At 63.8% G+C, this 24,403-nt stretch carries 22 protein-coding genes and 2 tRNA genes; 11 read left to right on the top strand and 13 right to left on the bottom strand.

Annotated features, from left to right (window positions below; all coding sequences use genetic code 11):
- Position 1 precedes the first annotated feature (1 nt).
- Genes nuoI through P8Y39_02505 form a run of 5 tightly spaced genes read left to right on the top strand, consistent with a single transcriptional unit; the run spans position 2 to position 4,834 of the window.
- Positions 2 to 565 carry an NADH-quinone oxidoreductase subunit NuoI gene (nuoI, locus tag P8Y39_02525; protein ID MEJ2191212.1) on the top strand — a complete coding sequence of 188 codons (564 nt, stop codon included), beginning with the start codon at positions 2 to 4 and terminating at the stop codon, positions 563 to 565.
- A complete protein-coding gene (locus P8Y39_02520) occupies positions 558 to 1,067 on the top strand; it encodes an NADH-quinone oxidoreductase subunit J (protein ID MEJ2191211.1) in 510 nt (169 codons plus the stop codon). Before nuoI ends, P8Y39_02520 begins: the two co-directional genes overlap by 8 nt.
- Positions 1,068 to 1,074: 7 nt before the next feature.
- The gene (nuoK, locus tag P8Y39_02515) at positions 1,075 to 1,377 is read left to right on the top strand and encodes an NADH-quinone oxidoreductase subunit NuoK (protein MEJ2191210.1); all 303 of its coding nucleotides are present in this window, start codon (positions 1,075 to 1,077) and stop codon (positions 1,375 to 1,377) included.
- 3 nt (positions 1,378 to 1,380) lie between these two features.
- Positions 1,381 to 3,294: an NADH-quinone oxidoreductase subunit L gene (nuoL, locus tag P8Y39_02510; GenBank protein ID MEJ2191209.1), complete on the top strand. Its 1,914-nt coding sequence runs from the start codon at positions 1,381 to 1,383 to the stop codon at positions 3,292 to 3,294.
- 25 nt (positions 3,295 to 3,319) lie between these two features.
- Positions 3,320 to 4,834, top strand: a complete 1,515-nt coding sequence (locus P8Y39_02505) for an NADH-quinone oxidoreductase subunit M (GenBank protein ID MEJ2191208.1) — start codon at positions 3,320 to 3,322, stop codon at positions 4,832 to 4,834.
- On the opposite strand, the gene P8Y39_02500 is transcribed toward P8Y39_02505, so the two are convergent.
- From P8Y39_02500 to trpE, 11 genes are all read right to left on the bottom strand, one after another.
- Positions 4,824 to 6,275, bottom strand: a complete 1,452-nt coding sequence (locus P8Y39_02500) for an NAD(P)/FAD-dependent oxidoreductase (protein MEJ2191207.1) — start codon at positions 6,273 to 6,275, stop codon at positions 4,824 to 4,826. The two genes, P8Y39_02505 and P8Y39_02500, sit on opposite strands and share 11 nt — an antisense overlap.
- Positions 6,272 to 6,673 (bottom strand): secondary thiamine-phosphate synthase enzyme YjbQ, encoded by a 402-nt coding sequence (locus P8Y39_02495; protein MEJ2191206.1) that lies wholly within the window; start codon positions 6,671 to 6,673, stop codon positions 6,272 to 6,274. Before P8Y39_02495 ends, P8Y39_02500 begins: the two co-directional genes overlap by 4 nt.
- Before the next feature lie 9 nt (positions 6,674 to 6,682).
- Positions 6,683 to 7,675 (bottom strand): tetraacyldisaccharide 4'-kinase, encoded by a 993-nt coding sequence (lpxK, locus tag P8Y39_02490; protein MEJ2191205.1) that lies wholly within the window; start codon positions 7,673 to 7,675, stop codon positions 6,683 to 6,685.
- Between the two features lie 2 nt (positions 7,676 to 7,677).
- A complete protein-coding gene (locus tag P8Y39_02485) occupies positions 7,678 to 8,928 on the bottom strand; it encodes a 3-deoxy-D-manno-octulosonic acid transferase (protein MEJ2191204.1) in 1,251 nt (416 codons plus the stop codon).
- On the bottom strand, positions 8,912 to 10,702 hold the full coding sequence (locus P8Y39_02480; GenBank protein MEJ2191203.1) for an ABC transporter ATP-binding protein: 1,791 nt from the start codon (positions 10,700 to 10,702) through the stop codon (positions 8,912 to 8,914). The genes P8Y39_02485 and P8Y39_02480 overlap by 17 nt, the downstream gene beginning before the upstream one ends.
- A complete protein-coding gene (gene lpxB / locus P8Y39_02475) occupies positions 10,699 to 11,844 on the bottom strand; it encodes a lipid-A-disaccharide synthase (GenBank protein ID MEJ2191202.1) in 1,146 nt (381 codons plus the stop codon). Before lpxB ends, P8Y39_02480 begins: the two co-directional genes overlap by 4 nt.
- A gap of 23 nt (positions 11,845 to 11,867) precedes the next feature.
- Positions 11,868 to 12,959: a DegT/DnrJ/EryC1/StrS family aminotransferase gene (locus tag P8Y39_02470; protein ID MEJ2191201.1), complete on the bottom strand. Its 1,092-nt coding sequence runs from the start codon at positions 12,957 to 12,959 to the stop codon at positions 11,868 to 11,870.
- A complete protein-coding gene (locus P8Y39_02465) occupies positions 12,956 to 13,885 on the bottom strand; it encodes a Gfo/Idh/MocA family oxidoreductase (GenBank protein MEJ2191200.1) in 930 nt (309 codons plus the stop codon). The genes P8Y39_02470 and P8Y39_02465 overlap by 4 nt, the downstream gene beginning before the upstream one ends.
- Before the next feature lie 125 nt (positions 13,886 to 14,010).
- The gene (gene trpD, locus P8Y39_02460) at positions 14,011 to 15,021 is read right to left on the bottom strand and encodes an anthranilate phosphoribosyltransferase (GenBank protein ID MEJ2191199.1); all 1,011 of its coding nucleotides are present in this window, start codon (positions 15,019 to 15,021) and stop codon (positions 14,011 to 14,013) included.
- Positions 15,018 to 15,593, bottom strand: a complete 576-nt coding sequence (locus P8Y39_02455) for an aminodeoxychorismate/anthranilate synthase component II (protein MEJ2191198.1) — start codon at positions 15,591 to 15,593, stop codon at positions 15,018 to 15,020. Before P8Y39_02455 ends, trpD begins: the two co-directional genes overlap by 4 nt.
- Positions 15,594 to 15,599: 6 nt before the next feature.
- Positions 15,600 to 17,081: an anthranilate synthase component I gene (trpE, locus tag P8Y39_02450; protein MEJ2191197.1), complete on the bottom strand. Its 1,482-nt coding sequence runs from the start codon at positions 17,079 to 17,081 to the stop codon at positions 15,600 to 15,602.
- A 91-nt stretch (positions 17,082 to 17,172) separates the two neighbouring features.
- Here trpE and P8Y39_02445 point away from each other — a divergent pair.
- The 6 genes from P8Y39_02445 (at position 17,173) to P8Y39_02420 (ending at position 21,066) form a co-directional block, all read left to right on the top strand.
- Positions 17,173 to 17,247: transfer RNA gene (locus P8Y39_02445), tRNA-Gly, on the top strand.
- Positions 17,248 to 17,256: 9 nt separating this feature from the next.
- Positions 17,257 to 17,332: transfer RNA gene (locus P8Y39_02440), tRNA-Cys, on the top strand.
- 149 nt (positions 17,333 to 17,481) lie between these two features.
- Positions 17,482 to 18,582, top strand: a complete 1,101-nt coding sequence (ald, locus tag P8Y39_02435; protein MEJ2191196.1) for an alanine dehydrogenase — start codon at positions 17,482 to 17,484, stop codon at positions 18,580 to 18,582.
- Positions 18,579 to 20,486: a transglycosylase SLT domain-containing protein gene (locus P8Y39_02430; GenBank protein ID MEJ2191195.1), complete on the top strand. Its 1,908-nt coding sequence runs from the start codon at positions 18,579 to 18,581 to the stop codon at positions 20,484 to 20,486. The genes ald and P8Y39_02430 overlap by 4 nt, the downstream gene beginning before the upstream one ends.
- Positions 20,487 to 20,576: 90 nt before the next feature.
- Complete coding sequence (gene zapB, locus P8Y39_02425; protein MEJ2191194.1) at positions 20,577 to 20,798, top strand: cell division protein ZapB; 222 nt, start codon at positions 20,577 to 20,579, stop codon at positions 20,796 to 20,798.
- A gap of 1 nt (position 20,799) precedes the next feature.
- A complete protein-coding gene (locus P8Y39_02420; protein MEJ2191193.1) occupies positions 20,800 to 21,066 on the top strand; it encodes a cell division protein ZapA in 267 nt (88 codons plus the stop codon).
- 76 nt (positions 21,067 to 21,142) lie between these two features.
- Here P8Y39_02420 and P8Y39_02415 read toward each other — a convergent pair whose 3' ends face one another.
- A complete protein-coding gene (locus P8Y39_02415; protein MEJ2191192.1) occupies positions 21,143 to 22,582 on the bottom strand; it encodes an NADH-quinone oxidoreductase subunit N in 1,440 nt (479 codons plus the stop codon).
- 86 nt (positions 22,583 to 22,668) lie between these two features.
- The coding region (locus P8Y39_02410) for a FecR domain-containing protein (protein MEJ2191191.1) at positions 22,669 to 24,403 on the bottom strand (1,735 nt) is incomplete at its 5' end.

Below are 24,403 nucleotides of genomic sequence, written 5' to 3'. Positions count from 1 at the left end.
GGTGGATTTCAAGAAAGTCGTCAGGACGGTCTTTTTCATAGAGATACTGAAAGGCATGGCCCTCACCCTCAAGACCCTGTTCACGCGGCCGGTGACCCTCCGCTACCCGGAGGTGCCCCGGCAGCCCAAACCCGGTTTCCGGGGACTGCACGCCCTGGTGCGGGAGGCAGACGGGCGGGAGAGGTGCATCGCCTGCGGCCTGTGCGCGGCCATATGCCCCTCGCAGTGCATCTCCATCCATACCGGCGAGGCCCCGGACGGGCGGAAGGTCGCCGAGCGATACGAAATCGAGGTGCTCCGCTGCACCTTCTGCGCCTTCTGCGTGGAGGCCTGCCCGGTGGGGGCCGTGGTCCTGACGGAGCATTTCGAGTACGCCAACTACAGCCGGGACGATTTCTGGATGACCAAGGAGAAGCTCCTTCAGAACTGGGACACCTTCATGGCGGGCGAGAAGGGCCGGGAATACCTCAAGAGATTCTGGCTGCCCAAGGCCACCGCCTTCGGCGGCTACGAGGGGCAGGCCGTCTTCAGGCCGAAAGGGAAAAAGGAGGCCGCCGGTGCCTGAGTTTTTCTTCTTCTACCACGCCATCGTCATCACGGCGCTGTCCCTCCTCGTGGTGACGCGGGAGAACCCGGTGCACAGCGTGCTTTTCATGCTGGTCCTGTTCTTCCACATCGCCAGCCTCTATCTGTTCCTGGACGCGGAGTTCATGGCCGCCGTGCAGATAATCGTGTACGCCGGTGCGATTCTCGTCCTGTTCCTCTTCGTCGTCTTCCTGCTGAACCTGAGGAAGGAAGAGCTTTCCCGGAAGTATATCGGTTCCTGGCCGACGGGTTTTGTCGTCGGAGCCGGGATATTCGCGGTCCTGGCCCTGACGCTGGTGCACGTCACGCCGGGGCCCAGCTCCACCTTCAGCATCTCCTATATCGAGAAGGTCACCAACACGCGTGCCGTCGGCACGCGGCTGTACACGGACTATCTCTTCCCCTTCGAAGTGGCCTCCGTGGTGCTGCTGGTGGCTATCGTGGGCTCCATAACCCTGGCGAAGAAACGCCTGAAATCATGAGGTACTGATGGTTCCTTTACAGTGGTACCTGTTGCTGTCGGCCGCCGTGTTCTCGATAGGGGTCTTCGGGTTCCTCTCCCGGAGGAACATCATTCTCATGTTCATCTCTGTCGAGCTCATGCTCAACGGCGTGAACATCAGCCTGGTCGCCTTCAGCCACTACATGCAGGACCTGAGGGGGCAGATACTGAGCTTCTTCGTCATCGCCGTGGCGGCGGCCGAGGCCGCCCTCGGCCTGGCCATCATCATCGCCCTTTTCCGCAACAAGGAGACCACGTACGCCGACGAGATGACGGAGATGAAAGGATAGCCCATGAGTGCCTACCAGTTCATACCGTTTCTGCCCCTGCTGGCCTTCGTGATAAACATCCTCTTTGGAAGGCGCTACATCCGCGACAAGGCGCACTGGGTGTCCGTCCCCCTGGTAGTCGCCTCCTGGGTGCTGGCGGTCGTCACGCTCTTCGAGGTCCTGGGCGGAGCCCGGTACAACACGGACCTTTACTCCTGGATCGTCTCGGGCGATTTCAAGGCGTCGGTGGGCTTCCTCATCGACCCCCTCACCGTCGTCATGCTCTTCGTGGTCACCTCGGTGAGCTCCCTGGTGCACATCTACTCCGTGGGCTACATGCACGAGGACCCGGGCTACTACAGGTTCTTCGCCTACCTGAGCCTGTTTACCTTCTCGATGCTCATGCTGGTCATGGCCAACAACTTCCTGCAGCTTTACCTCGGCTGGGAGGCGGTGGGCCTCTGCTCCTATTTCCTCATCGGCTTCTGGTACCAGAAGAAATCGGCCGCCGACGCCGGCAAGAAGGCCTTCATCGTCAACCGCTTCGGCGACTTCGGCTTCGGCCTGGGCATAATCCTTCTTTTCCTCACCGTGGGCACGGTGCACTACGCCCCGGCCTTCGAGGCCATCGAGCACGTGACCGGAGGGGTGAACTTCCTGGGCTACCACGTCAGCACGGTGACCATGATAGCCCTGCTCCTGTTCTGCGGTGCCGTGGGCAAGTCGGCCCAGATTCCCCTTCACGTCTGGCTCCCCGACGCCATGGAAGGCCCCACGCCCGTCAGCGCGCTTATCCATGCCGCCACCATGGTAACGGCAGGCGTTTTCATGGTGGCCCGCACGTCCCCCATCTTCGAGCTCTCCCCCGCCGCCATGGGAGTCGTCGCCGTGACGGGCGGCGTCACGGCGCTGTTTGCCGCCACCATCGCCCTTGTCCAGAACGACATCAAACGCATCATCGCCTACTCCACGGTAAGCCAGCTCGGATACATGTTCCTGGCGTGCGGCGTGGGCGCGTACTCGGCGGGCATCTTTCATCTGTACACCCACGCGTTTTTCAAGGCCCTCCTCTTCCTGGGCGCCGGCAGCGTGATGCACGCCATGGGAGGGGAGCTGGACATCCAGAAGATGGGCGGGCTCAGGAAGCACATGCCCGCCACGTACTGGACGTTCGTCATCGCCTCCCTGAGCATCGCCGGCATCCCGGGCTTCGCGGGCTTCTTCAGCAAGGACGACATCCTCTGGCGGGCCTTCGCCTCCGGCGGCCTGGGGCAGTTCGTCTGGTTCCTGGGCGCCGTGACGGCCCTGCTGACGGCTTTTTATTCCTTCAGGATCATCTTTCTCGCCTTCCACGGCACCTTCAGGGGCACGCCCGAGCAGGAGCATCATCTGCACGAGTCGCCCAAGGTGATGACCGTGCCCCTGGTCATCCTGGCCGTGGGAGCGGCGGTGGCCGGCTACGTGGGCGTCCCGGCCATCCTGGGAGGGCACGAGCGGTTCGCGGAGTTTCTGGCCCCTGTGGTGGGGCATCCTCACGGCGAGGGAACCCACGCCGTGGAGCTCACCGTCATGGGGATTTCCGTACTGTTCGGGTTCGGGGGCATCGGCATTGCCTACCTCATGTACCTGAAGAGACCGGAGCTCGCAACGTGGCTCGGCGCAAAGGCCGGGTTCGTTTACAACGTGCTGTGGAACAAGTACTACGTGGATGAAATATACGACGCCCTCGTGGTGCGCCCCGCCTTCTGGGTGGCCCGCACCGTCATCGTGGGCGTTTCCGACGGAAGGGTCATCGAGGGCATCGTCAACGGCGTGCCCCGGTTCATCGGCAACTCAAGCCAGTTGCTGAGAAGGGTTCAGACGGGACGGGCGCAACATTACGCCGCCGCCATGGGCCTGGGGCTTCTGGCCGTCATCGCCATCGTATTCATGTGGTAGGAACCCCGACGAGGGCAGGAGCGAGATGAACAGCGTAGGCTATCCAATTCTGACAATCGTCATATTCCTCCCGGTGGTGGGAGCGGCCGCCATCCTTTTGCTGAAGCGCTCCAGCGAAACGCGGATAAAGTCCACGGCCCTCGTCTTCAGCATCGCGACCTTCCTGGCGGCCCTGCCCCTTTTCACCCATTTCGACAAGACGACGCACGAGATGCAGTTCGTGGAGAGCCACGCATGGATTTCCGCGATGAACGTGTACTACGCCCTCGGGGTGGACGGCCTGAGCGTTCTTTTCGTGCTCCTGTCGGCCGTCATCACCATCACCTGCGTGATGGTTTCCTGGAACGCCATCACGAAGCACACGAAGGAGTTCTACAGCTCTCTCCTGCTCATCGAGGCCGCGATGATAGGCGTTTTCTGCTCGCTGGACTTCTTCCTCTTTTACATCTTCTGGGAGGCCATGCTCATCCCCATGTTCCTTCTCATCGGCGTATGGGGAGGGCCCCGGCGGATCTATTCGGCCATCAAGTTCTTCCTCTACACCCTGGTGGGAAGCGTCCTCATGCTGGTGGGCATCATCGTCCTGCACTGGTATTCCGGGGGCACCTTCGACATACGGGAGCTCTCCCGGATGAACTTTCCCTACGGCATGCAGCTCTGGCTCTTCTGGGCCTTCTTCGCGGCCTTTGCCGTCAAGGTGCCCATGTTTCCGGTGCACACCTGGCTGCCGGACGCCCACACGGAGGCGCCCACGGCGGGCAGCGTCATCCTGGCGGGCATCCTCATCAAGATGGGGGCCTACGGCTTCCTCAGGTTCTCCCTGCCGCTTTTCCCCGACGCGGCCCTTGCCATGACGCCCATAATGATCGTCCTGTCCATCATCGCCATCATATACGGCGGCATCGTCTGCCTCGCCCAGACCGACCTGAAGCGGCTCATCGCCTACAGCTCGGTGAGCCACATGGGGTTCGTCACCCTGGGCATCTTCGCCCTGAACATCCAGGGCGTGGAAGGGGGCATCCTTCAGATGATAAACCACGGCGTCGTCACCGGCGCCCTCTTCCTTGCGGTGGGGATGATTTACGAGCGCACCCATACCCGCGAGATAAAAGACTACGGCGGGGTGGCCACCGTGCTTCCCGTCTACGCGGGGCTTTTCATGGTCCTGACCCTCGCTTCCATCGGCCTGCCGGGCCTGAACGGGTTCATTGGAGAGTTTCTGATAATCCTGGGAGGGTTCACCTACAGTGGATGGGCGGGCGCGCTGGCGGCCACGGGCATCATCATCGGAGCGGCCTACATGCTCTGGCTCTACCAGCGCATCTTCTTTGTGGACACGAATCCCAAGGTGGAGGGGCTCGGCGACTTGGACCTCCGGGAGATCCTCACGCTCGCGCCCATGGTCGTCCTGATATTCTGGATAGGCGTGTACCCCAACGCTTTCCTGAGCTTCATGCACCCCACCGTGGCCCATCTCCTAGAGAGGGTTCACGGAGAGCCGGTCTCCGTGGCCCAGACCTTCCTGGGCCTTATCCGGTAGGCTCCGGTCCGCCTCTGCGGGGGGAAGCTTTCTTCCTGGCCGGGGCGGTGGGAGCCCCGGCGCGAGAGAGTATCTCCCGTGCGGCCACGACGCCGGAGACGGAGGCCTGGATGAGCCCCCTGCTTACGCCTGCTCCGTCGCCCGCGGCAAAGAGGTTCTGCACCTCGGTCTCAAAGCCGTTGGACAACCTCAACTGCATGGAGTAGAACTTCACCTCTATGCCGTAAAGCAGGGTATGGCGCGAGTGCACGCCCGGGGCCAACCTGTCCATGGCCTCCAGCATCTCCATGATGTCGGCAAGGTACCGGTACGGGATGACGAAGCTCAGGTCCCCCGGCGTGGCGTCCTTCAGGGTGGGCGCGACCAGTCCGCGCTCGATGCGCTCCGGCGTGGACCGCCTGCCCGCCAGCAGGTCCCCCAGCCTCTGCACGATGACGCCCTTCCCCAGAAAGTTCGCCAGCCCCGCTATGTAGCGCCCGTAGGAGATGGGCTCGTGAAAGGGCTCCGTGAACGTCGTGCTCACCAGGAGGGCGAAGTTCGTGTTCTCGGTGCGCCGCCCCGCGTAGCTGTGGCCGTTGACCGTCCATATGCCCTTGAGGTACTCCTTCACCACCTCCCCGTAGGGGTTGACGCAGAAGGTCCGCACCCGGTCCTCGAAGGTCTTGGAGTAGAAGTGGAGCTTGGGCTCGTAGGTGGCGTCGGTCAGGTGCTTGAGCACCGATGCCGGCACCTCCACCCGCACGCCCACGTCCACGGGGTTTTGGAGCGTGGAGAGCCTGAGCCGCCGGGTCTCCCTCTCAAGCCACTTCGAGCCCTCCCGCCCCGGGGCCAGGACGACATGGGGAGCCCGGTACTCCCTCCCGTCGGAGAGCCGCACCCCCTGCACCTGCCTCTTCCTGACCAGGACACGGTCCACTTCGGCGTCAAAGAGCACGGTGACGTGCTTTTTCAGATGCTCCTCCATGGCCCGGAGCACCGTGAGGCAGCGGTCCGTGCCGATGTGCCGCACGCGGGTGGGCAGGAACTCCAGGTCGTTCCTCGAGGCGATTTCCTTCAACTCCTCTACGTGCTTGCGGTCCCCGCCGTAGAGCTTCCTGGGCGCCCCGAAGGAAAGGTACACGCCGTCCACATAGTCAATCAAGCCCTCCAGCTCGTCCCGCCCCATGTAGCGCAGCAGGAAGCCCCCCACGTCCGGCGACAGGTTGAGCTTGCCGTCGCTGTAAGCCCCGGCCCCTCCCCAGCCGCTGACCACCGCGCACTCGTCGCACGTCCGGCAGGAGATGTCCTTGATCATCATGGGGCAGCGGCGGCGCTCGATGTCGTTGCCCTTCTCCACCATGAGGACCTTGAGGCCGGAACCTCCGGCACCCACAAGTTCCAGGGCCGCAAAAATCCCGGCCGGGCCAGTGCCCACGATAATGACGTCGAAACTCTGCATCAGTCGCCGGGGATAAACTGGATGGCCACTCGTCGGTTCCTGGGGCCGTCAAATTCGCAAAAGTACACGCTTTGCCATGTGCCCAGGGCCAGCTTGCCGCCCTTGACGGGAATGAACTGCGAGGCGCCCGCGATCGTCGATTTCACGTGGGCGTCGGCGTTGCCCTCTGCGTGCCTGTAGTGCATGTCCCGGGGCACGAGCCGACTGAGAGAGTCCAGGATGTCGGTCTTCACGCTGGGGTCGGCACCTTCGTTGATGGTCACCGCGGCGGTGGTGTGGGGAACGTAGACGTAGCAGACGCCGTCCTTGGCGCCGGCGTTTCCAAGCTGCTTTTCGATATCCCTGGTGATGTCGATGAGTTCATTCCTGTTGGAACTCTTGACGTCCATGTACCGCAGCATACATCCTCCTCAGGCCAGGCGCTCCGGCGAAAGCACGTACTCATAAAATTCCCGCGGGACGACAAACTCTATCCCGAGGGCGATAAGGTTTTCCGGCAGTCGGGCCATGCCCCGCAGCCTCATTATATCCTTTTCGGTCGTTATTATCCAAGAAGCGCCGCACTCGCGGGCCGCCCCGGAAAGGCCCCGCACCTCCCCCTCGCCGTACCTGTGGTGGTCCCCGAAAACCCTTCCCCCGGCCACCTCTGCGCCGGCTTTCCGGAGAGTTTCCTCGAAAGAAGACCCGCCGGCGATGCCCGAGAAGGCATAGAGGCGCCTGCCCCGAAGCCACGTGAGGGGCCTTCGCTCCCCCTCCAGGGTCCTTACGAAGGACGGCCCGTGGACCGCCCGGAATACCGGGGCGTGAGCGTTATGGCGGCGGACGGCACGGGTGAGGCCGTCTATCGCGTCCTCGCTCACGCAGTCGCTGCGCGTCAGGACGATGGCGTGGGCCCTCTTCATCGCCGGGAGGGGCTCCCGCAGGTGCCCCACGGGAAGGAGCCTGCCGTTGTCGAAGGGGCTGGCGGCATTGATGAGAAGCACATCCACGTCCCGCACAAGCCGCCTATGCTGAAACCCATCATCCAGGATGAAGAGGTCGGGCCGGGGTGCGCTCGTAAGGGCATACATCCCGGAGGCATACCGGTCTTTCCCCTTCACCACCGGAACCCCGACCAGCTTCTCCGCAAGAAGAAGGGCCTCGTCCCCCGCCTGGGCCTCCTCCATGTCCGGAGAGACCAGGGCCGGGCCCTTGAGCCGCCCCCTGTAGCCCCGGGTAAGCACGCAGGGCCTCCTGCCCCTGCGCGCCGCCTCGGCGGCAAGTGCAGCCGTGGCCGGGGTCTTCCCGGTGCCGCCCGTGGTGATGTTGCCGATGCTTATGACCGGGACGGGGAGCTTCCGCGCGCGCCACGCGTCATAAGAAGTCCTGGCCCTCAAGCCGAGGTAGTATGCAAGCTCAAGCACCCTCATGGGAGTGCAGGCAGAAACCGCTCCACCGCATCCAGCGCCCTGCCCACCGCCCCCTGGTTCGCCTTGAGGATGTCCCGGGCGCGCGCCCCCATGGACTGCCTCTTTTGAGGGGAAGAAAGCAGGCCTCTCACGCTTTGTGCAAGCGTATTCTCCCGGGCCTCAATCGCCGCGCCCCTGTCGTAGAACTCCTTGATAAAATGGAAGTTTTCCATGTGCGGGCCACACACCACCGGCTTGCCCCAGGCCATGGCCTCCAGGGGGTTCTGCCCCCCGTGCCTGATAAAACTTCCCCCCATGACGACCACATCGGCGATGCCGTAGACGGAGGAAAGTTCCCCCACCGTGTCCAGGAGAACCACAGAGCCCGACACGCGCTCCCCCCCGCTCAGGCCGGTCCTTCTCACCAGGGGCAAGCCTTCCTTTCTCACCAGGGCGTCCACCTCGTCGAACCTTTCCGGATGCCTCGGCACCAGGATAAGGGTCAAAGCGGGAAAATCCTGCTTGAGCGCCCGAAAAAGGCCGAGCATTATCTCGTCCTCCCCCCGGTGGGTGCTTCCCGCCACCACGACCGGCCCCGTGAGGCCTCCCGCCCACGGGATGTCGCCGCCTTTGGCCGTGACGTCGAACTTGAAGCTGCCGGTCACCAGGACGTCTTCCTCCCCGGCCCCCAGCTCCCGGATGCGCCGGGCGTATTCATCGTCCTGCATGCAAAAGAGCGTGACGTCCCGGAGAACCCGCCTCATCAGAAACCGCACCTTCCGGTATCCCCTAAAGGAGCTCTCCGATATGCGCCCGTTCAGGATAACCACAGGCACCTGGGCCTCCCGCATGGCCCGGAACGTGTTGGGCCAGAGCTCGGTCTCCATGGCGATGAAAAGGCTCGGCCTCAGGCGGGCGAGGGCCCTCCTGACGCTCAGGCGAAGGTCGAACGGCACATAAACCACCCGGGCAAGACGGCCGAGCCTTTCCCTGGCCACGGCCTGTCCGGTGTCGGTGACGGTGGAGACCACGACGTCAAGCCCCGGATGGCGCTCCGTGAGCCCCCGTACGAAGGGAACGGATGCGGCCACCTCGCCCACCGAGACGGCATGGAGCCAGACAAGCGGGCGGGAGCTCTCGCGCGGGGGCAGCCCCCCCAGCCTTTCGCCCAGCCAGCGCCGCCTGAGCTCCCCCCGCCTCTTTCCGTACTCGCGGGGAAAGAGGGCGGCAAGGGCCAGCGAGTACAGGGCGCTATAGAGGGCGAGCATCCGGGCTCCCCTGGAGGGCATAAAGCTCGCGGTATATGCCGCCCCGGGCGAGGAGTTCCTTGTGGCTTCCTTCCTCCTTGACCCTGCCGTCCTCCAGGACGACTATCCGGTCGGCCTTCCGGATGGTGGAGAGCCGGTGCGCTATGACAAAGACGGTTTTTCCGGAAGAGGGGCCGCCATAAGAACCCGAAGAGGCACTCCCCGTCAGGCCCTCCGGGGTGGCCTCGCGTTTCTCCATCAACGTATCCAGGGCGCGCTGCACCATGAGCTCCGACTGGGTGTCCAGTGATGAGGTGGCCTCATCCAGAATGAGGATGGGCGGGTCCTTCAAGATGGCCCGGGCGATGGATATCCGCTGCCTCTGGCCGCCCGACAGACGCGCCCCTCCCTCGCCGATGACCGTCTCGTAGCCCTGGGGAAGCTCCATGATGAAATCATGGGCGAAGGCTGCGCGGGCCGCCCTCTCAACCTCTTCGGGGCCGGCGTCCTCTTTGCCATAGGCGATGTTGGCCCCCACCGTACCGTTGAAAAGCAGGACGTCCTGGCTCACGACGCCTATCTGCCCCCTCAGGGAGCGGAGGCTCGCCTGGCTTATGTCCATCCCGTCTATCAGGATGCGCCCCTCCTGCGGAAGATAAAACCGGGAAAGGAGGTCCAGGAGGGTGGTCTTCCCCGAGCCGCTCCGGCCGACCAGGGCCACCAGCTCCCCTTTTCGCGCCGCGAGGTCCACGCCGCGGACGGCGTCGCTCTCCCTGCCGGGATAGCGGAAGGAGACGGACTCATAGGCGATGGCCTTCTCGAAAGGTTGAAGGTCGTGGGCCCCCTCGGGCTCCGGGCTCTTGGACAGGACCTCGTCGATGCGGGTGACGTAGGCCCGGGCCTGCTGGAGCGAATTTCCTATCTGGGCAAGTTTCTTGGCCGGCGTATAGACCATGAAAATGGCGGCCAGAAACGAGAAGAAGTCCCCCGAGGACATGGCTCCTCCGGCCACCAGGGTGCCGCCGTAATAGATGATGACGGCAATCCCGGCACCCGCCACGACCTCCATGATAAGCCCGGCGGTCTCCCTGATGCGGATGCTCCGCATGTACTCGCGGTAGTAGCTCTGGGTCATCTCGCGGAAACGCGCCGTCTCCCGGTCCTGCATGTTGAAGGACTTGACAATCTTGATGCCCCGGATGCCTTCGGCCAGCGACTCGGATATGTTGGCGAGCTTCATCTGGGCCTTCACCGAGACCCTCTTGAGCCTCTTTCCCAGCCTGCCCACCGCGTAGAACGCAAAGGGCAGCACCGTGAGCGCGATGAGCGTCAAGTCCCAGCGGCGGTAGAAGGCCACCCCTACCAGCACCAGGATGGTCCCGGTGCGGACGAACAGGTCCTTGACCCGGAGGGCCAGAAGCTCCTGGAGCGTAGCGGCGTCGCTTATGACGCGCGACATCATTGCCCCCGTGCTCTCCGCGCCGAAGTCGCTGAGGGGAAGGTAGGCCATGTGGCTGAAGAGGTCGTTTCTTATGTCCCGGACTATCTTGGCCCCCACCGAGTGCATGAGGTAGTTCTGGGCGAAGCTGAAGACCCCCCTGAGCAGAAAGACCGCGGCAACGCCCAGGCCGATGAGGACAAGGTAGCCGCTATTGCCCTGGATGAAAATCTTGTCCACCGCGGGCTTGACCAGCCAGGCCAGGGAGCCGTTGGCAGCGCTCACGACAGTGCTGCAGAGGGCGCTCAGGATGACGCGGTCCCTGTAGGGTGCAACAATGGAAAGAAGTCTCTTCATGCCCGGCCCCCGGCCATCTCGGCCGCCATCTCGGCCACCCGCCGCGACGGGCGGCGCTCCCCGAACATGCCCTTTACCGCCCTCAGGTCTTCAAGCATCCGCTCCCTCCGGCTCCCCTCGGCCAGGAGGGGCTCCAGGGCCTCGAGGACTCCCTCCGGCGTCGCCTCCTTCTGAATGAGCTCGGGCACGGCCTCCCTTCCCAAGATGAGGTTGGCGATGTTGATGAACTTCACATTGATGAAGATCCTGCCCAGAAAATAGGTCAGAGGAAAGACCTTGTAGATGACCACGAGGGGCACCTCCCTCAGAACCGCCTGCAAGGCGGCCGTCCCGGAGGCCACCACGGCCGCCTCCGAAGCATCGAAGGCCAGGACGGCCCCCTCGTGCGTGACGGCCACCCCCTCCCGTTTCAGGGCGTCGAACCAGGACCTGTACTCTTCCATCCGTACGTTGGGGGCAACGGGAAGAACGTATCCATACTCCGGGTGCCTCGCCCGGAAACCACGCACCACAGCGAGCACGAGAGGCAGGAGCCTGGAAAGCTCGCTCCGCCTGCTCCCCGGCAAAACGGCCAGGTACGGCCTGTCCGCCTCGAGGCCCAGGGCCTCCTTGGCCTTCGCCTTGTCCCCGGTGGGGGAAGACATATCGTCCAGGACGGGGTGTCCGACGAACTCGCACGGCAGGCCCGCCTCCCTGTATATTTCCTCCTCGAAGGGCAGGACCACGGCCACCCTGTCGGCTATACGGGCCATGGTCTTCACCCTTCCCCTCCGCCACGCCCACACCTGGGGGCTTACGTAGTAGAGCACGGGGATGCCCTGCTCCTTCGCCCGCGCGGCCAGGCGAAAATTGAAGTCCGGGTAATCGATGAGGACGACGACGTCGGGCCTGTCCTTCGTGAGCGCACCCACCGCCTTCCGATAGCTCCGGCGGACGTCCCGGTACGCCGAGAGGGCCTCGGTCAGGCCGAAGGCCCCGGCGATGCCGGCAAAGACCTCCACGCCGGCCTCCTTCATCCTCTGGCCCCCCACGCCCAGGATGCGCACGCCGGGCATGAGGTTCCGGAGCTCCCCGGCCAGGAGGGCGCCGTACAGTTCGCCGGAACTCTCCCCGGCAACTATCATGACCGTTTTCTCCCCCATGCCACGGGCCTTCGGGCCCCCTCTCAGACCTTGGCGATAACCTCTGAAACCCGCGAGATTGTGGACTCCTCGGTCTCCGGACAGATGGGCAGGGAGAGGACCTCGCGGGACGCCTGCTCGGCCACCGGGTAATCCCCCGCCTTGAAGCCCATGGAAGCCATGGCAGGCTGAAGGTGCACGGGCACGGGATAGTAGATGGTGGAGGCGATGCCCGCCTCGCGGAGCTTCCGCTGGACCTCATCGCGCCGGGCCGTGCGGATGGTGTACTGGTGATAGACGTGCACGCAGCCGTCCCTCTGCACCGGGCATGCGGCATGGGGCGAGAGGGCCTCGGTGTAAAGGGCCGCCTTGGCCCTCCGCTTTTCGTTATAGGTGTCTATTCTCTTCATCTTGATGAGCAGAAAAGCCGCCTGCAGCTCGTCGAGCCGGCTGTTGAACCCTACGCTCTCATGGGCATACCCTCCCCGGGAGCCGTGGTTTCTGAGCCTCCTCATCTCCGCGGCCATCGCCCCGTTGTGCTTCATGACCACCATGCCCCCATCGCCGAAGGCCCCGAGGTTCTTGCTCGGGTAGAAGCTGAAGCAGCCGGTATCCCCGAAGCCGCCTACCTTTCTGCCCCGGATGCCGGCTCCGAAGGCCTGGGCGCAGTCCTCGATGACCCGGAGGCCGTGCCTCCGGGCGATGTCCATGATGCCGTCCATGTCGGCGGGATGCCCGAACATATGCACCGGCATGATGGCCCTGGTGCGGGGTGTTATCCTCTGCTCTATCTTCGCCGGGTCGATGTTGAACGTATCGGGCTCGATGTCCGCGAAGACCGGCGTGGCGTTCTCGTACATGATGGACTCCACGGTGGCAAAGAAGGTAAAGGGCGTGGTGATGACCTCGTCTCCCTTGCCGATGCCGAGCCCCTTGACCGACAGGTGAAGGGCGTCCGTCCCGGAGGCAACCCCCACGCCCTCGGCGGCGCCGCAGTAGTCCGCCACCGCCCTTTCGAACTCCTCCACGTGGGGGCCGAGCACATAGCGCGTGCTCTCCAGGACCTCAATCAGCGTGTCCACGACCTCGTCCCTGATTTCCTCGAAGTGCTTCTTGAGATTGACCATCTGGATCATATTCCGCTTGCGTTCCTTATCTTGCTCGTGATGTCCAGCGTCACGCGGAGGGCATTGCGTCCCTCGCGGCCCGAGACCCGGGGGCGGCGGCGCCAACGCACGCACTGGATGAAATCGGAAAGCTCCTCCCTGAGCGGCTCCCTGGCCTCCACATCCATGACCTCGGTCCGGATGTCTCCCGTGCCGTTCTTAAAATGACGCGTGATTCTCAGGTCCTGATAGTTCAGCAGGAGGAACCCGTCTTTCTGGTATATCTTCAGAAGGCGCTGCTTGGCCCGGGAGATGCGGCTGGCCGTAATCAGGGCCGATACGCCTCCCTCGAAGTCCACCCAGGCCTTGACCACGTCCACCTTGTCCGTGAGCACCTTGGCCCCCACGACCCGGACGTCCGCTACCTCCGCCCCGCCCAGAAGGCTGGTCACGATGTCCACGTCATGTATCATCAGGTCCAACGTGACGTCAACGTCGGTGCCTCTGCCCAGAAAGGGCGAAACCCGCTCGGACTCTATGAACTCCGGCTCCCTGACCAGCCCGGCGACGGCCACCACGGCGGGGTTGTACCGCTCCAGGTGCCCCACCTGAAGCACACACCCCCTCTTGTCCGCCTCCTCCACCAGGGCGTCGGCCTCCCGTACCGTGGAGGCGAGGGGTTTTTCCACCAGGAGGTCCTTTCCCGCCCGGAGGCAGGCGAGGGCTATCTCGTGGTGCGTGGACGTCGGCGTGGCGATACTCAGGGCCTGCACATCATCGAGGACATCGTGGTAATCCGCGAAGGCCTTGCATCCGCACCGGGCCGCAACGGAGGCCCGTGCCTCCGGGTCGCTGTCCACCACGCCCACCAGCTCCACTCCCTCGAGGTCGGCGTATATCCGCGCATGGTGCCTGCCCAGGTAACCGACCCCCACGACCGCTGCTTTTATGCTCAATTCCCTTCTCCCACAAGAGATTAGCTCATATTTTGCACTATCCAGCGGATATTGAGCAAGGCGTGCCGTCACGGAAACGGGGGAGCTCGCGGAGCTCCCCCGTCTTTCAGTCTATATGCGATATCCTACGCGCCCTGCGTCAGCGCCCTTATCTCCTTGAGCTTGGCCAGCGCCCTGCCCGAATCGATGGCCCCGGCCGCCCTCTCCGCCCCTTCCCGGAGGTCCCGGGCCTTGCCCGCCACCAGCAAAGCGGCGGCCGAATTCATGATGACCACGTCCCGCCTGGGCCCCCGCTCCCCGCCCAGGACGGCCAGGGTTATCCTGGCGTTGGTCTCCTTGTCGGCCCCGGAGATGTCCTCCACGTCGGCCCTCTTGAAGCCGAAGTCCTCGGGTGCGATGACGGAGCTCTCCACCCGTCCGTCCCTCCAGCGTGAGACCATCGTTCCGTCCGTAATGGTTATCTCGTCCAGGCCGTCCTCGCCGTGCACCACCATGGCGTCCTCGGCCCCCAGGTTGCCCAGCACGCGGCAGAGGGTCTCGGTGAGGCTGTGGGCAAAGACCCCCACAATCTGCCGCTTCGCCCCGGCCGGGTTGGTTATGGGCCCCAGGATGTTGAAGATGGTCCGCACCCCCAACTCGCGCCGGGGACCGATGGCGAACTTCATGGCCGGGTGAAACAGGGGGGCGAAGAGAAACCCGAAGCCCGTCTCCCGGAGGCAGCGCTCCACTTTCTCCGGCGGAAGGTCTATCTTCACACCCAGGGCGTCCAGGACGTCCGCGCTCCCCGATTCGCTGGAGACGGACCTGTTGCCGTGCTTGGCCACCGGCACGCCGGCGGCCGCCACCACCAGGGCCGTCGTGGTGGAGATGTTGAAGGTGCCGGCCATGTCCCCGCCGGTCCCGCATGTGTCCAGCGTGCCCGGCGGCGCCTCTATGCGGTTGGCCTTCTCGCGCATCACCCGGGCCGCCCCGGTAATCTCCGTGACCGATTCGCCCTTCATCCTGAGGGCCGTCAGGAACGCCCCTATCTGGGCGTCGCGGGCCACCCCTTCCATTATCTCGGTCATGCATGCCGTCATCTCTTCCTCGGAGAGGTCGATACCCCCCACCAGAATGCCTATCGCCTCCTTTATCATCGCCCCCTCCCCAGATTCAGAAAATTCCTCAGTATGTCCTTCCCCACGGTGGTGAGAATGGACTCCGGATGGAACTGGACGCCCTCCAAGACGTGCTCCTTGTGCCGGATGGCCATGATCTCGCCGTCGTCGGTCCAGGCGCTGAGATCGTAGCAGTCCGGAAGGCTCTCCGGGCGAATGACCAGGGAGTGGTAGCGCGTGGCCACGAAGGGATTCTCGATGCCCTCGAAGATGGTCTTTCCGTCGTGGTGAATCCGGGAAATCTTTCCGTGCATGAGGCACCTGGCCCCCACGATGTCGCCCCCGAAGGCCGCCCCCAGGGACTGATGGCCCAGGCACACGCCAAGGATGGGCACCTTGCCCACCAGGTTGCGGACCACCTCCACCGAGATGCCCGCCTCCCTGGGCGTGCACGGGCCGGGAGAGATGACGATATACTCGGGCTCCATGGCCTCTATCTCGGCGATGGTGGCCTTGTCGTTGCGGACCACTCTTATCTCCTGCCCCAGCTCCCCCAGGTACTGGACCAGGTTATAGGTAAAGGAATCGTAGTTGTCTATCATCAGGAGCATGTCGGTTCACTCCAGCCCGGCCTCGGCCATGTCCACGGCCTTCATCATGCCCATGGCCTTGTTGACCGTCTCGGTATATTCCCTGTCGGGCAGGGAGTCGGAGACCACGCCCGCCCCCGCCTGCACGTGGGCCTTACCGTTCTTCACGAGCAAGGTGCGTATTGTAATACACGTATCCATGTTTCCGGAATAGCTGAAATAGCCCACGGAGCCCGCGTAGGGCCCCCGCCGCGTGGGCTCCAGCTCGTCGATAATCTCCATGGCCCGTATCTTCGGGGCCCCGGTCACCGTGCCCGCGGGGAAGCTCGCCCTGAGGACGTCAAAGGCGTCCAGCCCCGGAGAGAGGGAACCCTGCACGTTTGACACCATGTGCATGACGTGGCTGTAGCGCTCGATGCTCATGAGGTCCGTCACCCTGACCGAGCCTATCTCGGAGACCCTTCCCACGTCGTTTCTCCCCAGGTCCACAAGCATGATGTGCTCTGCCACTTCCTTGGGGTCGGCCTTGAGCTCGGCCTCCAGGGCCCGGTCCTCCTCCTCGGTCAGGCCGCGCCTCCGGGTGCCGGCGATGGGCCTCAGGGTGACCTTGCCGTCCTCCAGACGGATGAGTATCTCGGGGGAGGAGCCCACCACGTGCACATCGCCGGTGTCGATGAAGTACATGTAAGGCGACGGGTTCACCACCCGGAGGGCCCGGTAGATGTCAAACGGGGCCACGTCGGTGGGGCGCTCGAACCTCTGGGAAAGGACGGCCTGGAAGATGTCCCCGGCATGGATGTACTCCTTTACCCTCAAGACGGCTCGCTCAAAGTCCTCCCTGCTGCCGAAGGAAGAGAGAAAATCATGCCCGCCCCGTCCTTCGGGCCGGCTCCTCCGCGGGGGCACGGCCACAGGACGGCGAAGGCGGGAGACGATGTCTTCGAGCTTCTCCGCGGCCTGCCCGTAGGCCTCCTCCGGGCTCCGCCCGTCCAGGTGGACGTTAGTAAGGACCTTGATGGTCTGCTTGAGGTTGTCGAAAATGAGCATGGTGTCGGTGAGCATGAGAAAGGAGTCCGGAACGTCAAGTCCCCGGACGTTGTTGCCGGGGAGGTCCTCAATGAAGCGCACCATGTCGTATCCCAGGTACCCCACCAGTCCGCCCGAGAACCGGGGCAGGCCGGGCACCGTCACCGGGCGGTACTGGGACATCAGCCCGCGGAACAGCTCGATGGGGTCGTCCACATCGAAGGCCTCGGTGCCGCTCTCTCCGGAAATTTCCACGTGCCGCCCCCAGGAGCGAATGACCTTGTGGGGCCTGAACCCGATGAAGGAGTACCGGGCCCATTTCTCCCCTCCCTCGACGCTCTCCAGCAGAAAGGACGGCTTCTCGTCGAGCTTGAGAAAAGCCGAGACCGGGGTGTCCAGGTCCGAGAGCATCTCCCGCACCAGCGGCACCAGGTTGCCTTGCCCGGAGAGACGGGTAAATTCCCCGAAGTCAGGGTACAGCATGTTGACAAAAAACCCTTAATTTCATTACTATGTATTATACCTTAAGGGTGCGCGTGAAAGGTCGGCGCGCGTACCGGTCTTGAGTGAGTAAGCGGGTGTAGCTCAGTGGTAGAGCACAACCTTGCCAAGGTTGGGGTCACGGGTTCGAATCCCGCCACCCGCTCCATTTTTTTCAGGCGGCGTACCCAAGTGGCTAAGGGAGAGGTCTGCAAAACCTCCATTCACCGGTTCAAATCCGGTCGCCGCCTCCACTTTCCCATCCTCATTCCCGTCTCCTGAAAACCCCATCATGGAGCCCTTCGATACAGGGAAAATTCCGAGAAATCGCACGCTTCCAAGAACTTCCAGTGATACTTCAGATTATCATTGCTAAGTACCGCTCGTATTGTTAATATAGTCCATGGTTATTGGTGTCCCCAGGGAGATCAAAGCCCAGGAGTACAGAGTGGCGGTAACCCCGGGCGGAGTCTCGGAGCTCCTCTCTGACGGACACCGGGTCCTCATCGAGAAAGGCGCGGGACTGGGCAGCGCTTTCGGCGACGAGGAGTACGAGCAGGCCGGGGCCACGCTCTGCCAGAGGGAGCAGGTCTTCGGCGAGGCCGGGCTCATCGTCAAGGTGAAAGAGCCCCTGCCCGAGGAGTTCGGCTTTTTCGGGAAAGGAACCGCCCTGCTGACCTTCCTGCATCTGGCTGCCCAGCCCGAGCTTACCGACCTGCTTCTTCAGAAAAACATCACGGCCTTCGCCTATGAGACCCTTGAGGAGCGGGGCGGCCTGCCCCTGCTTGCCCCCATGAGCGAGATAGCCGGACGGATGAGTGCTCTTATGGGGGCCTTTTTTCTCCAGAAGCCCCGCGGGGGCTCGGGCGTGCTCCCGGCGGGGGCCACGGGTGTGCTCCCGGCCCGGGCGGTCATCTTGGGCGCCGGCGTTGTGGGCTCCAATGCGGCCCGGGTGGCCCAGGGCCTCGGCATGCGCGTTACCGTCCTGAACAGAGGCATCGACCGGCTGAAGGAGCTGGACTGGACCTTCCGCGGGATTATCGAGACCCTCCCGGCCACGCAGTTCAATATCAGCAAACAGATCAGGGAGGCCGACATCCTGGTGGGCGCGGTCCTGGTGGCGGGGAAGCGGGCTCCCATGCTGGTCAGCAGGGAGATGGTCTCCCTCATGAAGGCCGGCTCCGTCATCGTCGATGTTGCGGTGGACCAGGGCGGCTGCGTGGAGACCACCAGGCCGACCACGCACGATGAGCCCGTCTACGATGTAAGCGGCATCCTTCATTACGCCGTGGCCAACATGCCGGGGGCCTACCCGCGCACCTCCACCCTGGCCCTTACAAACAGCACCCTGCCTTATCTCAGGCGGCTGGCCGCACTGGGGCCCGAAAGGGCCATCCGTGAAGACGGGGCTCTGAGGACCGCGCTCAACACGTACCGGGGAGGCGTCGCTCACCGGGGCCTGGCCCAGTCCACCGGCCGGGAGCTTCTGGAGATTGGCGCATGAAAGGCGTAAGGCCGCTATGCTTCCTTTTTCTCTGCATTTTTCTGCAGGCTTGTCTTGCGTCTTCCCCTCTCCGGGCATCCCCGGATGAGGCGAAGGAGGCGCTGCGCCGGGGTGCAGGCCTCCTGAAGGAAAACAGGGCGGAGGACGCCCTGCCCTATCTCACAAAAGCCGCAGCCGACCTCCCGGCCGTGGGGGACTATGCCCTCCTGTACTCGGCCCGGGCCCTTCAGGAGATGGGAAGGCACGAGGAGGCCCTGGCCGCGGTGGGCAAGCTCCTCGAGGACTATCCGCAGACGCCGCTCATGCAGGAGGCACGAAAGACGGAGATTCTGAGTGCCGAGGCCGGGGACTGGGACCGCACCCTTGAGCTCATGAAGTCCTACACGGCGGACTACCCCTCGGATACGGATATGCGCCTCCGCTACGGCGGGCTTCTGAAGAAGAGGGGCCGCACCGGGGAGGCCGATCGGGTCCTGAAGAACCTCTACATAGAGGCATGTCCGGTCTCCGAAGAGGCCTACGCGCTCCTTGAGGACAGCGCGTTGACGGAGGAAGAGCTTTTCAGGCGAGCCTTGGCCTTCAGGGAAAACAGGAACTACGGGCGGGCGGAGGGAATCCTGCGGGAGCTTCTCCGTAAGGATACGGACCTGCCCCGCAAGGAGGTCCTGGGGAGGCTCGGCTTCGTCCTTTTCATGCAGAAGAAGTATCACCAGGCCGGCCGGATACTGGAGAAGGTGGGAAATCTCCCCCTGGCCGCACGGGCCTACCTGAGGGTGGGCATGGAGGAGGCTTTTCAGAGGGTCCTGGACGAGCTTATCTCCCGAAAGGACGACCAAGCAGCCACTCTCCTCATCGCCCAGGCCAACGGTATCCGCCGCAAAGGCGACGTGCAGGAGGCCCTTCTTTTTCTCTCCAGGGTCGCCGAGCAGTTTCCCCGCTTCGAAGAGGATGCCCTCTGGTACAAGGGGTGGACCCTTTACAGGACGAAAGAGTATGCGAAGGCCCGCGATGTCTTCCGGGAGCTTCACGAGAAGCACACGTCGAGCAAATACCTGTATTGGCAGGCCCGGGCCCTGGAGCGCACGGGCGGGGACGCCTCCCGCCTTTACGCGGAACTCGGAGAGGACGATTACTACAGCTTCCTGAGCCGGAGAAAGACGAAGGTCCTGAATGCCTCGGCCTCCGTGAAGAAGCAAAAGGAAGCCCCCACCCCCCTGCCCATGGAAAGAATAGACATCCTCATGGAAGTCGGCCTCCGGGAGGAGGCGGTCGGGGAGCTCAAGGCCCGGGCCGGCTCGGCCCGCTCCTCCCGGGAGGTCCTGGACATAGCCCGGAAGCTCGTCCAACTGGGAAAATACCGTGAGGCCATGCTCCTGACCACCCGGGTGCCGGAGACCATGCGGCCGGACGCCGTCGTCTATCCCATGGCCTACTGGAAGACGGTGCAGGAGGTTTCGGGGAAGTCCGGACTGGACCCTTTCCTCGTCCTCTCCCTCATGCGGGAGGAGAGCCGTTTCGACCCCGAGGCCTGTTCAAGCGCCGGGGCGATAGGGCTCATGCAGCTCATGCCCCGGACGGCCCGGAGGACCGCCAAGAGCCTGGGCTTGAGCCTGGACGGCGCGGCCTCCATCTATGACGTCCGCAACAACATTACCCTGGGCTCGCGGTACCTGAAGGGGCTTCTCAATGAGTTCGAGAGCATCCCCGCGGCCCTGGCCGCTTACAACGCCGGAGCGGGCCGGGTCAGGGAGTGGCTTGAAGGGGGCTACGAAGCGGACGACGAGTTCATCGAGGACATTCCTTTCTCGGAGACGAGGAACTATGTGAAACGCATCCTTACTTCGTACTACTGGTACCGGCTCGGCCGGGGCGGACAGGCCCCGGACAATTTTGATATACTGTAGCGGGCTTGGCCCCGAAAAAAACCAATGGCACCTTTATTCGACGATACCCCCGGCGTGGGAGAGGAGACGCCACAAGGAGGAAAACCCGCTATGGAGGCCCTGAAAGACCTGGAGCAGAAGATTGCGTCGGCCATAGAGAAAGTCAAGACGCTCAAGGAAGAGAAGGCCGCCCTGGACGCACGGGTGAAGGAGCTCGAAAACGAGCTGCGCGAGCGGGACGAGCAGATACGCGTCCTCAGCTCGGAGAAGAACCTCATCAAGGACCAGATAAACGACCTCCTGAATGAGCTGGAGACCATCGAGGTCAGGTAGCATGCCGGGCACGGACGTCTACATCCTGGGTCAGAAATACACCATCAAGGGCGATGCCTCGGCCGAGCACATCCGGGAGCTGGCCCGGTTTATCGAAGGCAGATTGAACGAGATTCTCGCCAAAGCCCCCCACATCACCCCCACGAAGGCCATGGTCCTGACCCTGTTCAACCTGGCCGAGGAAATAGACCAGCTTCGGGCGGAGAGGCAGGACGTCGTCCGCCGCATCGGAGAAAAGACGGACCTTCTGGCCAACCTGTTCGAGTAGGGCGGGCGCTCTGGCGGGGCGGACCGCGCACAAAAAAAGGGCCTTCCGGCCCTTTTTCATTCCTAAGCCGCGGCGCTCAGCGGAGGAAGCCCTCGGCGGCGGACTTCGCAACGTCCAGAATCGCCGAGACCCGGGAGGGCAGAATGCCCAGGACGATGACGGCAGCCGTTGTCACGGCCAGGGCCACGTTGATGCCCGGCGAGGTGGACAGCTTGACCTCGGTCTGAGGCTCCCGCATATACATGTACATGACGATGCGGAGGTAGAAGTAGGCCGAGACCACGCTGAAGATGAGAGCAACCACCACGAGCCAGGTGTAGCCGGCGTTAATGGCGGCCATGAAGACATAGAACTTGGCCATGAACCCCGCCGTCGGCGGTATGCCCGTCAGGGAGAACATGAACACCAGCATCAGGGCCGCCAGGAGCGGATGCGTCTTGGAGAGCCCTTCGTAGTCGGAAATATAGTCGCCGTTATAGCCCTCCCGCCTCAACAGGATGACCACCGCGAAGGCGCCGATGTTCATGAAGGCGTAGATGAACATGTAGTTCATCAGCCCCGCCACTCCCGCCGCCGTTCCGGCGACCAGACCGAGCAAGGCGTAGCCGGCGTGGGCGATGGAGGAGTAGGCAAGCATCCGTTTGATGTTGTGCTGCGATAGGGCCAGGACGTTTCCCACCGCCATGGTCAGCACGGCCACCGGCACCAGCACATGGGCCCACGTCACGTGAAGCTCCCCGAAGCCGATGAGAAAGACCCGTCCCAGTGCCGCCAGGGCCGCCGCCTTCGGCCCTACGGAGAGGTAGGCCGTAATCGAGGTGGGAGCGCCTTCATACACGTCGGGCGCCCACATGTGAAACGGAGCCAGCGCAATCTTGTACCCCAGGGCCACCACAAAGAGAAGCACCGCCACGAAAAGCGCCCCGTTCGTGGCCAGCCCGGCCGAGGCGATATAGGAAGCCACGCCCCTGATGTCCGTTGTACCGGTCAGCCCGTAGGTCAGGGATATGCCGTAAAGCAGCATCGCGGAGGAGAAGGCGCCCAGAAGGAAGTACTTGATGGCCGCCTCGTTGGATTTCCGGTTGTGCCGGATGAAACCCGTCAGGACGTACGTGGAAAGCGCCATCAGCTCGAGGCCGAGATACAGGACGATGAGGTCTCCGGCGGAGGCCATGAGCATCATCCCCAGGGTGGCAAAGAGCAGAAGGCTATAGTACTCCCCGAAACTCGACCGCTCCACGGCGATGTACTTGATGGAGATGAGGATGGAGAGACCCAGGGTCAGCAGGAAGATAAGCTTGAAAAAGGCCCCGTAGGCATCGGCCACGTACATTCCCTCGAAGGCCACACCCCGGGCGGCAAGAAGGCTCACGCCCACGCCGATGGTGACCAGGAAGCTCAAAACGGCGATGGTCTCTTTCCGTTTTACCACCAGGTCCACGACCATGATGAGGAGGGCCGCACCGGCAAGGTAAATTTCGGGCATGAGAGGGCCCACGTCCGGCATCTGGTTCATAGCCTGTCCCCCTTGGAGCTTTCAGGGCTGAAGGATACTGGTAGAGTATACTCATGTGGCAGTAAGAAATCAACAAGAAAAGCTCCTCATCTCACCCGGCCACGGGCACGGACCAGGCCCCCTCTCCCCTTGAGCGGGGCCTCCTTGTCCTTCCTGCTTTTGGAGGCTTCCACCCTCCGCGCATCCCGGCCTTTTCCTCCCCCGCTCTCCTGCTTCGGCCGGCGCTCCACCGCCCTGGGACGCTCCACCCCGGGGCGCCGCACGGGCCGCTTCTTCTCGACATTCGGGCGGCTCCGGGAAGGCCGTTTCGCCTCCGGCCGGCGCTCCTCCCTGGGAATGACGCGGGTCAGCTTGTTCTCGTGCCGCCTGCGCTCCTTCTCTCTTTTTTGCACCGTGCGGGAAGACCTCTTCTGTACCACCGCACGCTCTTTCTCCGGGTGCCGGGAAACCCGGGAGGGACGCTTCGTCACCCGCCTCGAACCCTTCTTTACTTCCCGGAGGGGATGGGCGGGCATCTCCACGTTTCGCCTGTGTTCCTTCTCCATTCGGGGGGCGGGGCGGACCGGCCTGTCCACACGAGCGCGGCCTTGCCCGGGCGGATGAGAGCGCATCGTCCGCCCTTCCCCCTTCTTGCGGTACATGTCACGCTTTGCGATGGCCCTCGGGCGAGGGTCCTTGCGGTGCGTCGCCTTGGCCTTCCACCGGGGCGGGCCCACAAAGGCCCCGCCCCTGAGGAAGGGGTTCGGCGCCCGTTTGAGATGGACCAGCTTCCCTCCGAGGAAGGCACCCTTCTTGACCACGGTGACCGAGCCCGCAACGCGGATGTTCTGAAGCCGCAGGGAAAGGTGAGAGGTGGAGATGGCCACGTCCAGGTAGCTCAGGCCGCCGGGCCAGTCATAGGCGTCCCGGGGCCCCAGGGGCACCCAGGCGGCATAGGAAGGGGTGTAGACCCAGGCCACCAGGGCGGGCCTCCAGAGCGGGGCTCGCCTGTGGGGCGGAACCCAGCACCAGCCGACTCCCCTCAGGCGGAGCCATCGGCCGTAGTGATACGGCACCCAGCCCCAGGGCTCGTAAGATATCCAGACGTACTGGCCGCCTATCCACAGCCACCTTCCTTCCCTGTAGGGGGCCCACCCGATGGTAAGGGAGACGGCAGGCGTCCATACGTAGCCGTAGTCCCTCACGTAAACCCATCGGCCGTTGTCGTCGAGGTCATGGCCGTATTCGCGCAGATCCTCCGGGAGATACCTGGCGCTGGCCGAAGAAGAGCCGATGAGGTCGTCCCTGTGGAGGTTCCAGGCCAGCCAGGCTCCCTCGGTGTCCAAGGCGGCCTGCTCCATGAAGCCGTCTTCGTGGACGGTAAGGGACTCCCCGGCCCCGAGTCTCCTCCACCTCTGGCCGGCCTCCACCCTTGCCGCGGCCTTAAGGACCGAGACCGTGGTGGCGCCGTCCACCTCGAGGGCCAACGCGGCGCCTCCCCTTGCCACCACGCGAGCCGAGGGGGTTTCCACCACGACTTCGTCCAGTCTGCCCCCGTCCCTCACGTACAGGCGCCCGGCCTCCAGGGAGAGAAGGACCCTGCTCCCGTCAGCCTCCCCGATGGCAAGGGACGTGCCCCCGGCAAGCCTGGCCCACGTGCCCCCCGCGAAATGGACCTCCGCCCTTCCGTCCTCCCCCACCCAGATGCTGTCGCCCTCCAGCAAGGGCATGTTCCTCTCGACCGGAACCCATTCGCCCAGCCCTTCGGAGTAAAGCTCCACCGGCCCCTCCGCCAGGGTCACCCGCACCGCTCCGAGCTCCTGGGCGAAGGCGAGGCGGGCC

This window comes from Nitrospirota bacterium (assembly GCA_037386965.1).
GTDB lineage: Bacteria > Nitrospirota > Thermodesulfovibrionia > Thermodesulfovibrionales > JdFR-86 > JARRLN01.
This window is presented reverse-complemented; position numbering and strand designations above follow the sequence as displayed.

Coding starts and splice junctions, on each gene's coding strand:
- P8Y39_02485 (MEJ2191204.1), bottom strand. CDS start 8,928: ATGCTCGCCCTCTATAGCGCCCTGTACTCGCTGGCCCTTGCCGCCCTC.
- nuoK (MEJ2191210.1), top strand. CDS start 1,075: ATGGTTCCTTTACAGTGGTACCTGTTGCTGTCGGCCGCCGTGTTCTCG.
- P8Y39_02420 (MEJ2191193.1), top strand. CDS start 20,800: ATGCCGGGCACGGACGTCTACATCCTGGGTCAGAAATACACCATCAAG.
- P8Y39_02505 (MEJ2191208.1), top strand. CDS start 3,320: ATGAACAGCGTAGGCTATCCAATTCTGACAATCGTCATATTCCTCCCG.
- P8Y39_02455 (MEJ2191198.1), bottom strand. CDS start 15,593: ATGCTCCTGATGATAGACAACTACGATTCCTTTACCTATAACCTGGTC.
- P8Y39_02430 (MEJ2191195.1), top strand. CDS start 18,579: ATGAAAGGCGTAAGGCCGCTATGCTTCCTTTTTCTCTGCATTTTTCTG.
- P8Y39_02470 (MEJ2191201.1), bottom strand. CDS start 12,959: ATGATCCAGATGGTCAATCTCAAGAAGCACTTCGAGGAAATCAGGGAC.
- P8Y39_02480 (MEJ2191203.1), bottom strand. CDS start 10,702: ATGAAGAGACTTCTTTCCATTGTTGCACCCTACAGGGACCGCGTCATC.
- lpxB (MEJ2191202.1), bottom strand. CDS start 11,844: ATGGGGGAGAAAACGGTCATGATAGTTGCCGGGGAGAGTTCCGGCGAA.
- zapB (MEJ2191194.1), top strand. CDS start 20,577: ATGGAGGCCCTGAAAGACCTGGAGCAGAAGATTGCGTCGGCCATAGAG.
- trpE (MEJ2191197.1), bottom strand. CDS start 17,081: ATGCTGTACCCTGACTTCGGGGAATTTACCCGTCTCTCCGGGCAAGGC.
- P8Y39_02415 (MEJ2191192.1), bottom strand. CDS start 22,582: ATGAACCAGATGCCGGACGTGGGCCCTCTCATGCCCGAAATTTACCTT.
- ald (MEJ2191196.1), top strand. CDS start 17,482: ATGGTTATTGGTGTCCCCAGGGAGATCAAAGCCCAGGAGTACAGAGTG.
- P8Y39_02495 (MEJ2191206.1), bottom strand. CDS start 6,673: ATGCTGCGGTACATGGACGTCAAGAGTTCCAACAGGAATGAACTCATC.
- trpD (MEJ2191199.1), bottom strand. CDS start 15,021: ATGATAAAGGAGGCGATAGGCATTCTGGTGGGGGGTATCGACCTCTCC.
- nuoL (MEJ2191209.1), top strand. CDS start 1,381: ATGAGTGCCTACCAGTTCATACCGTTTCTGCCCCTGCTGGCCTTCGTG.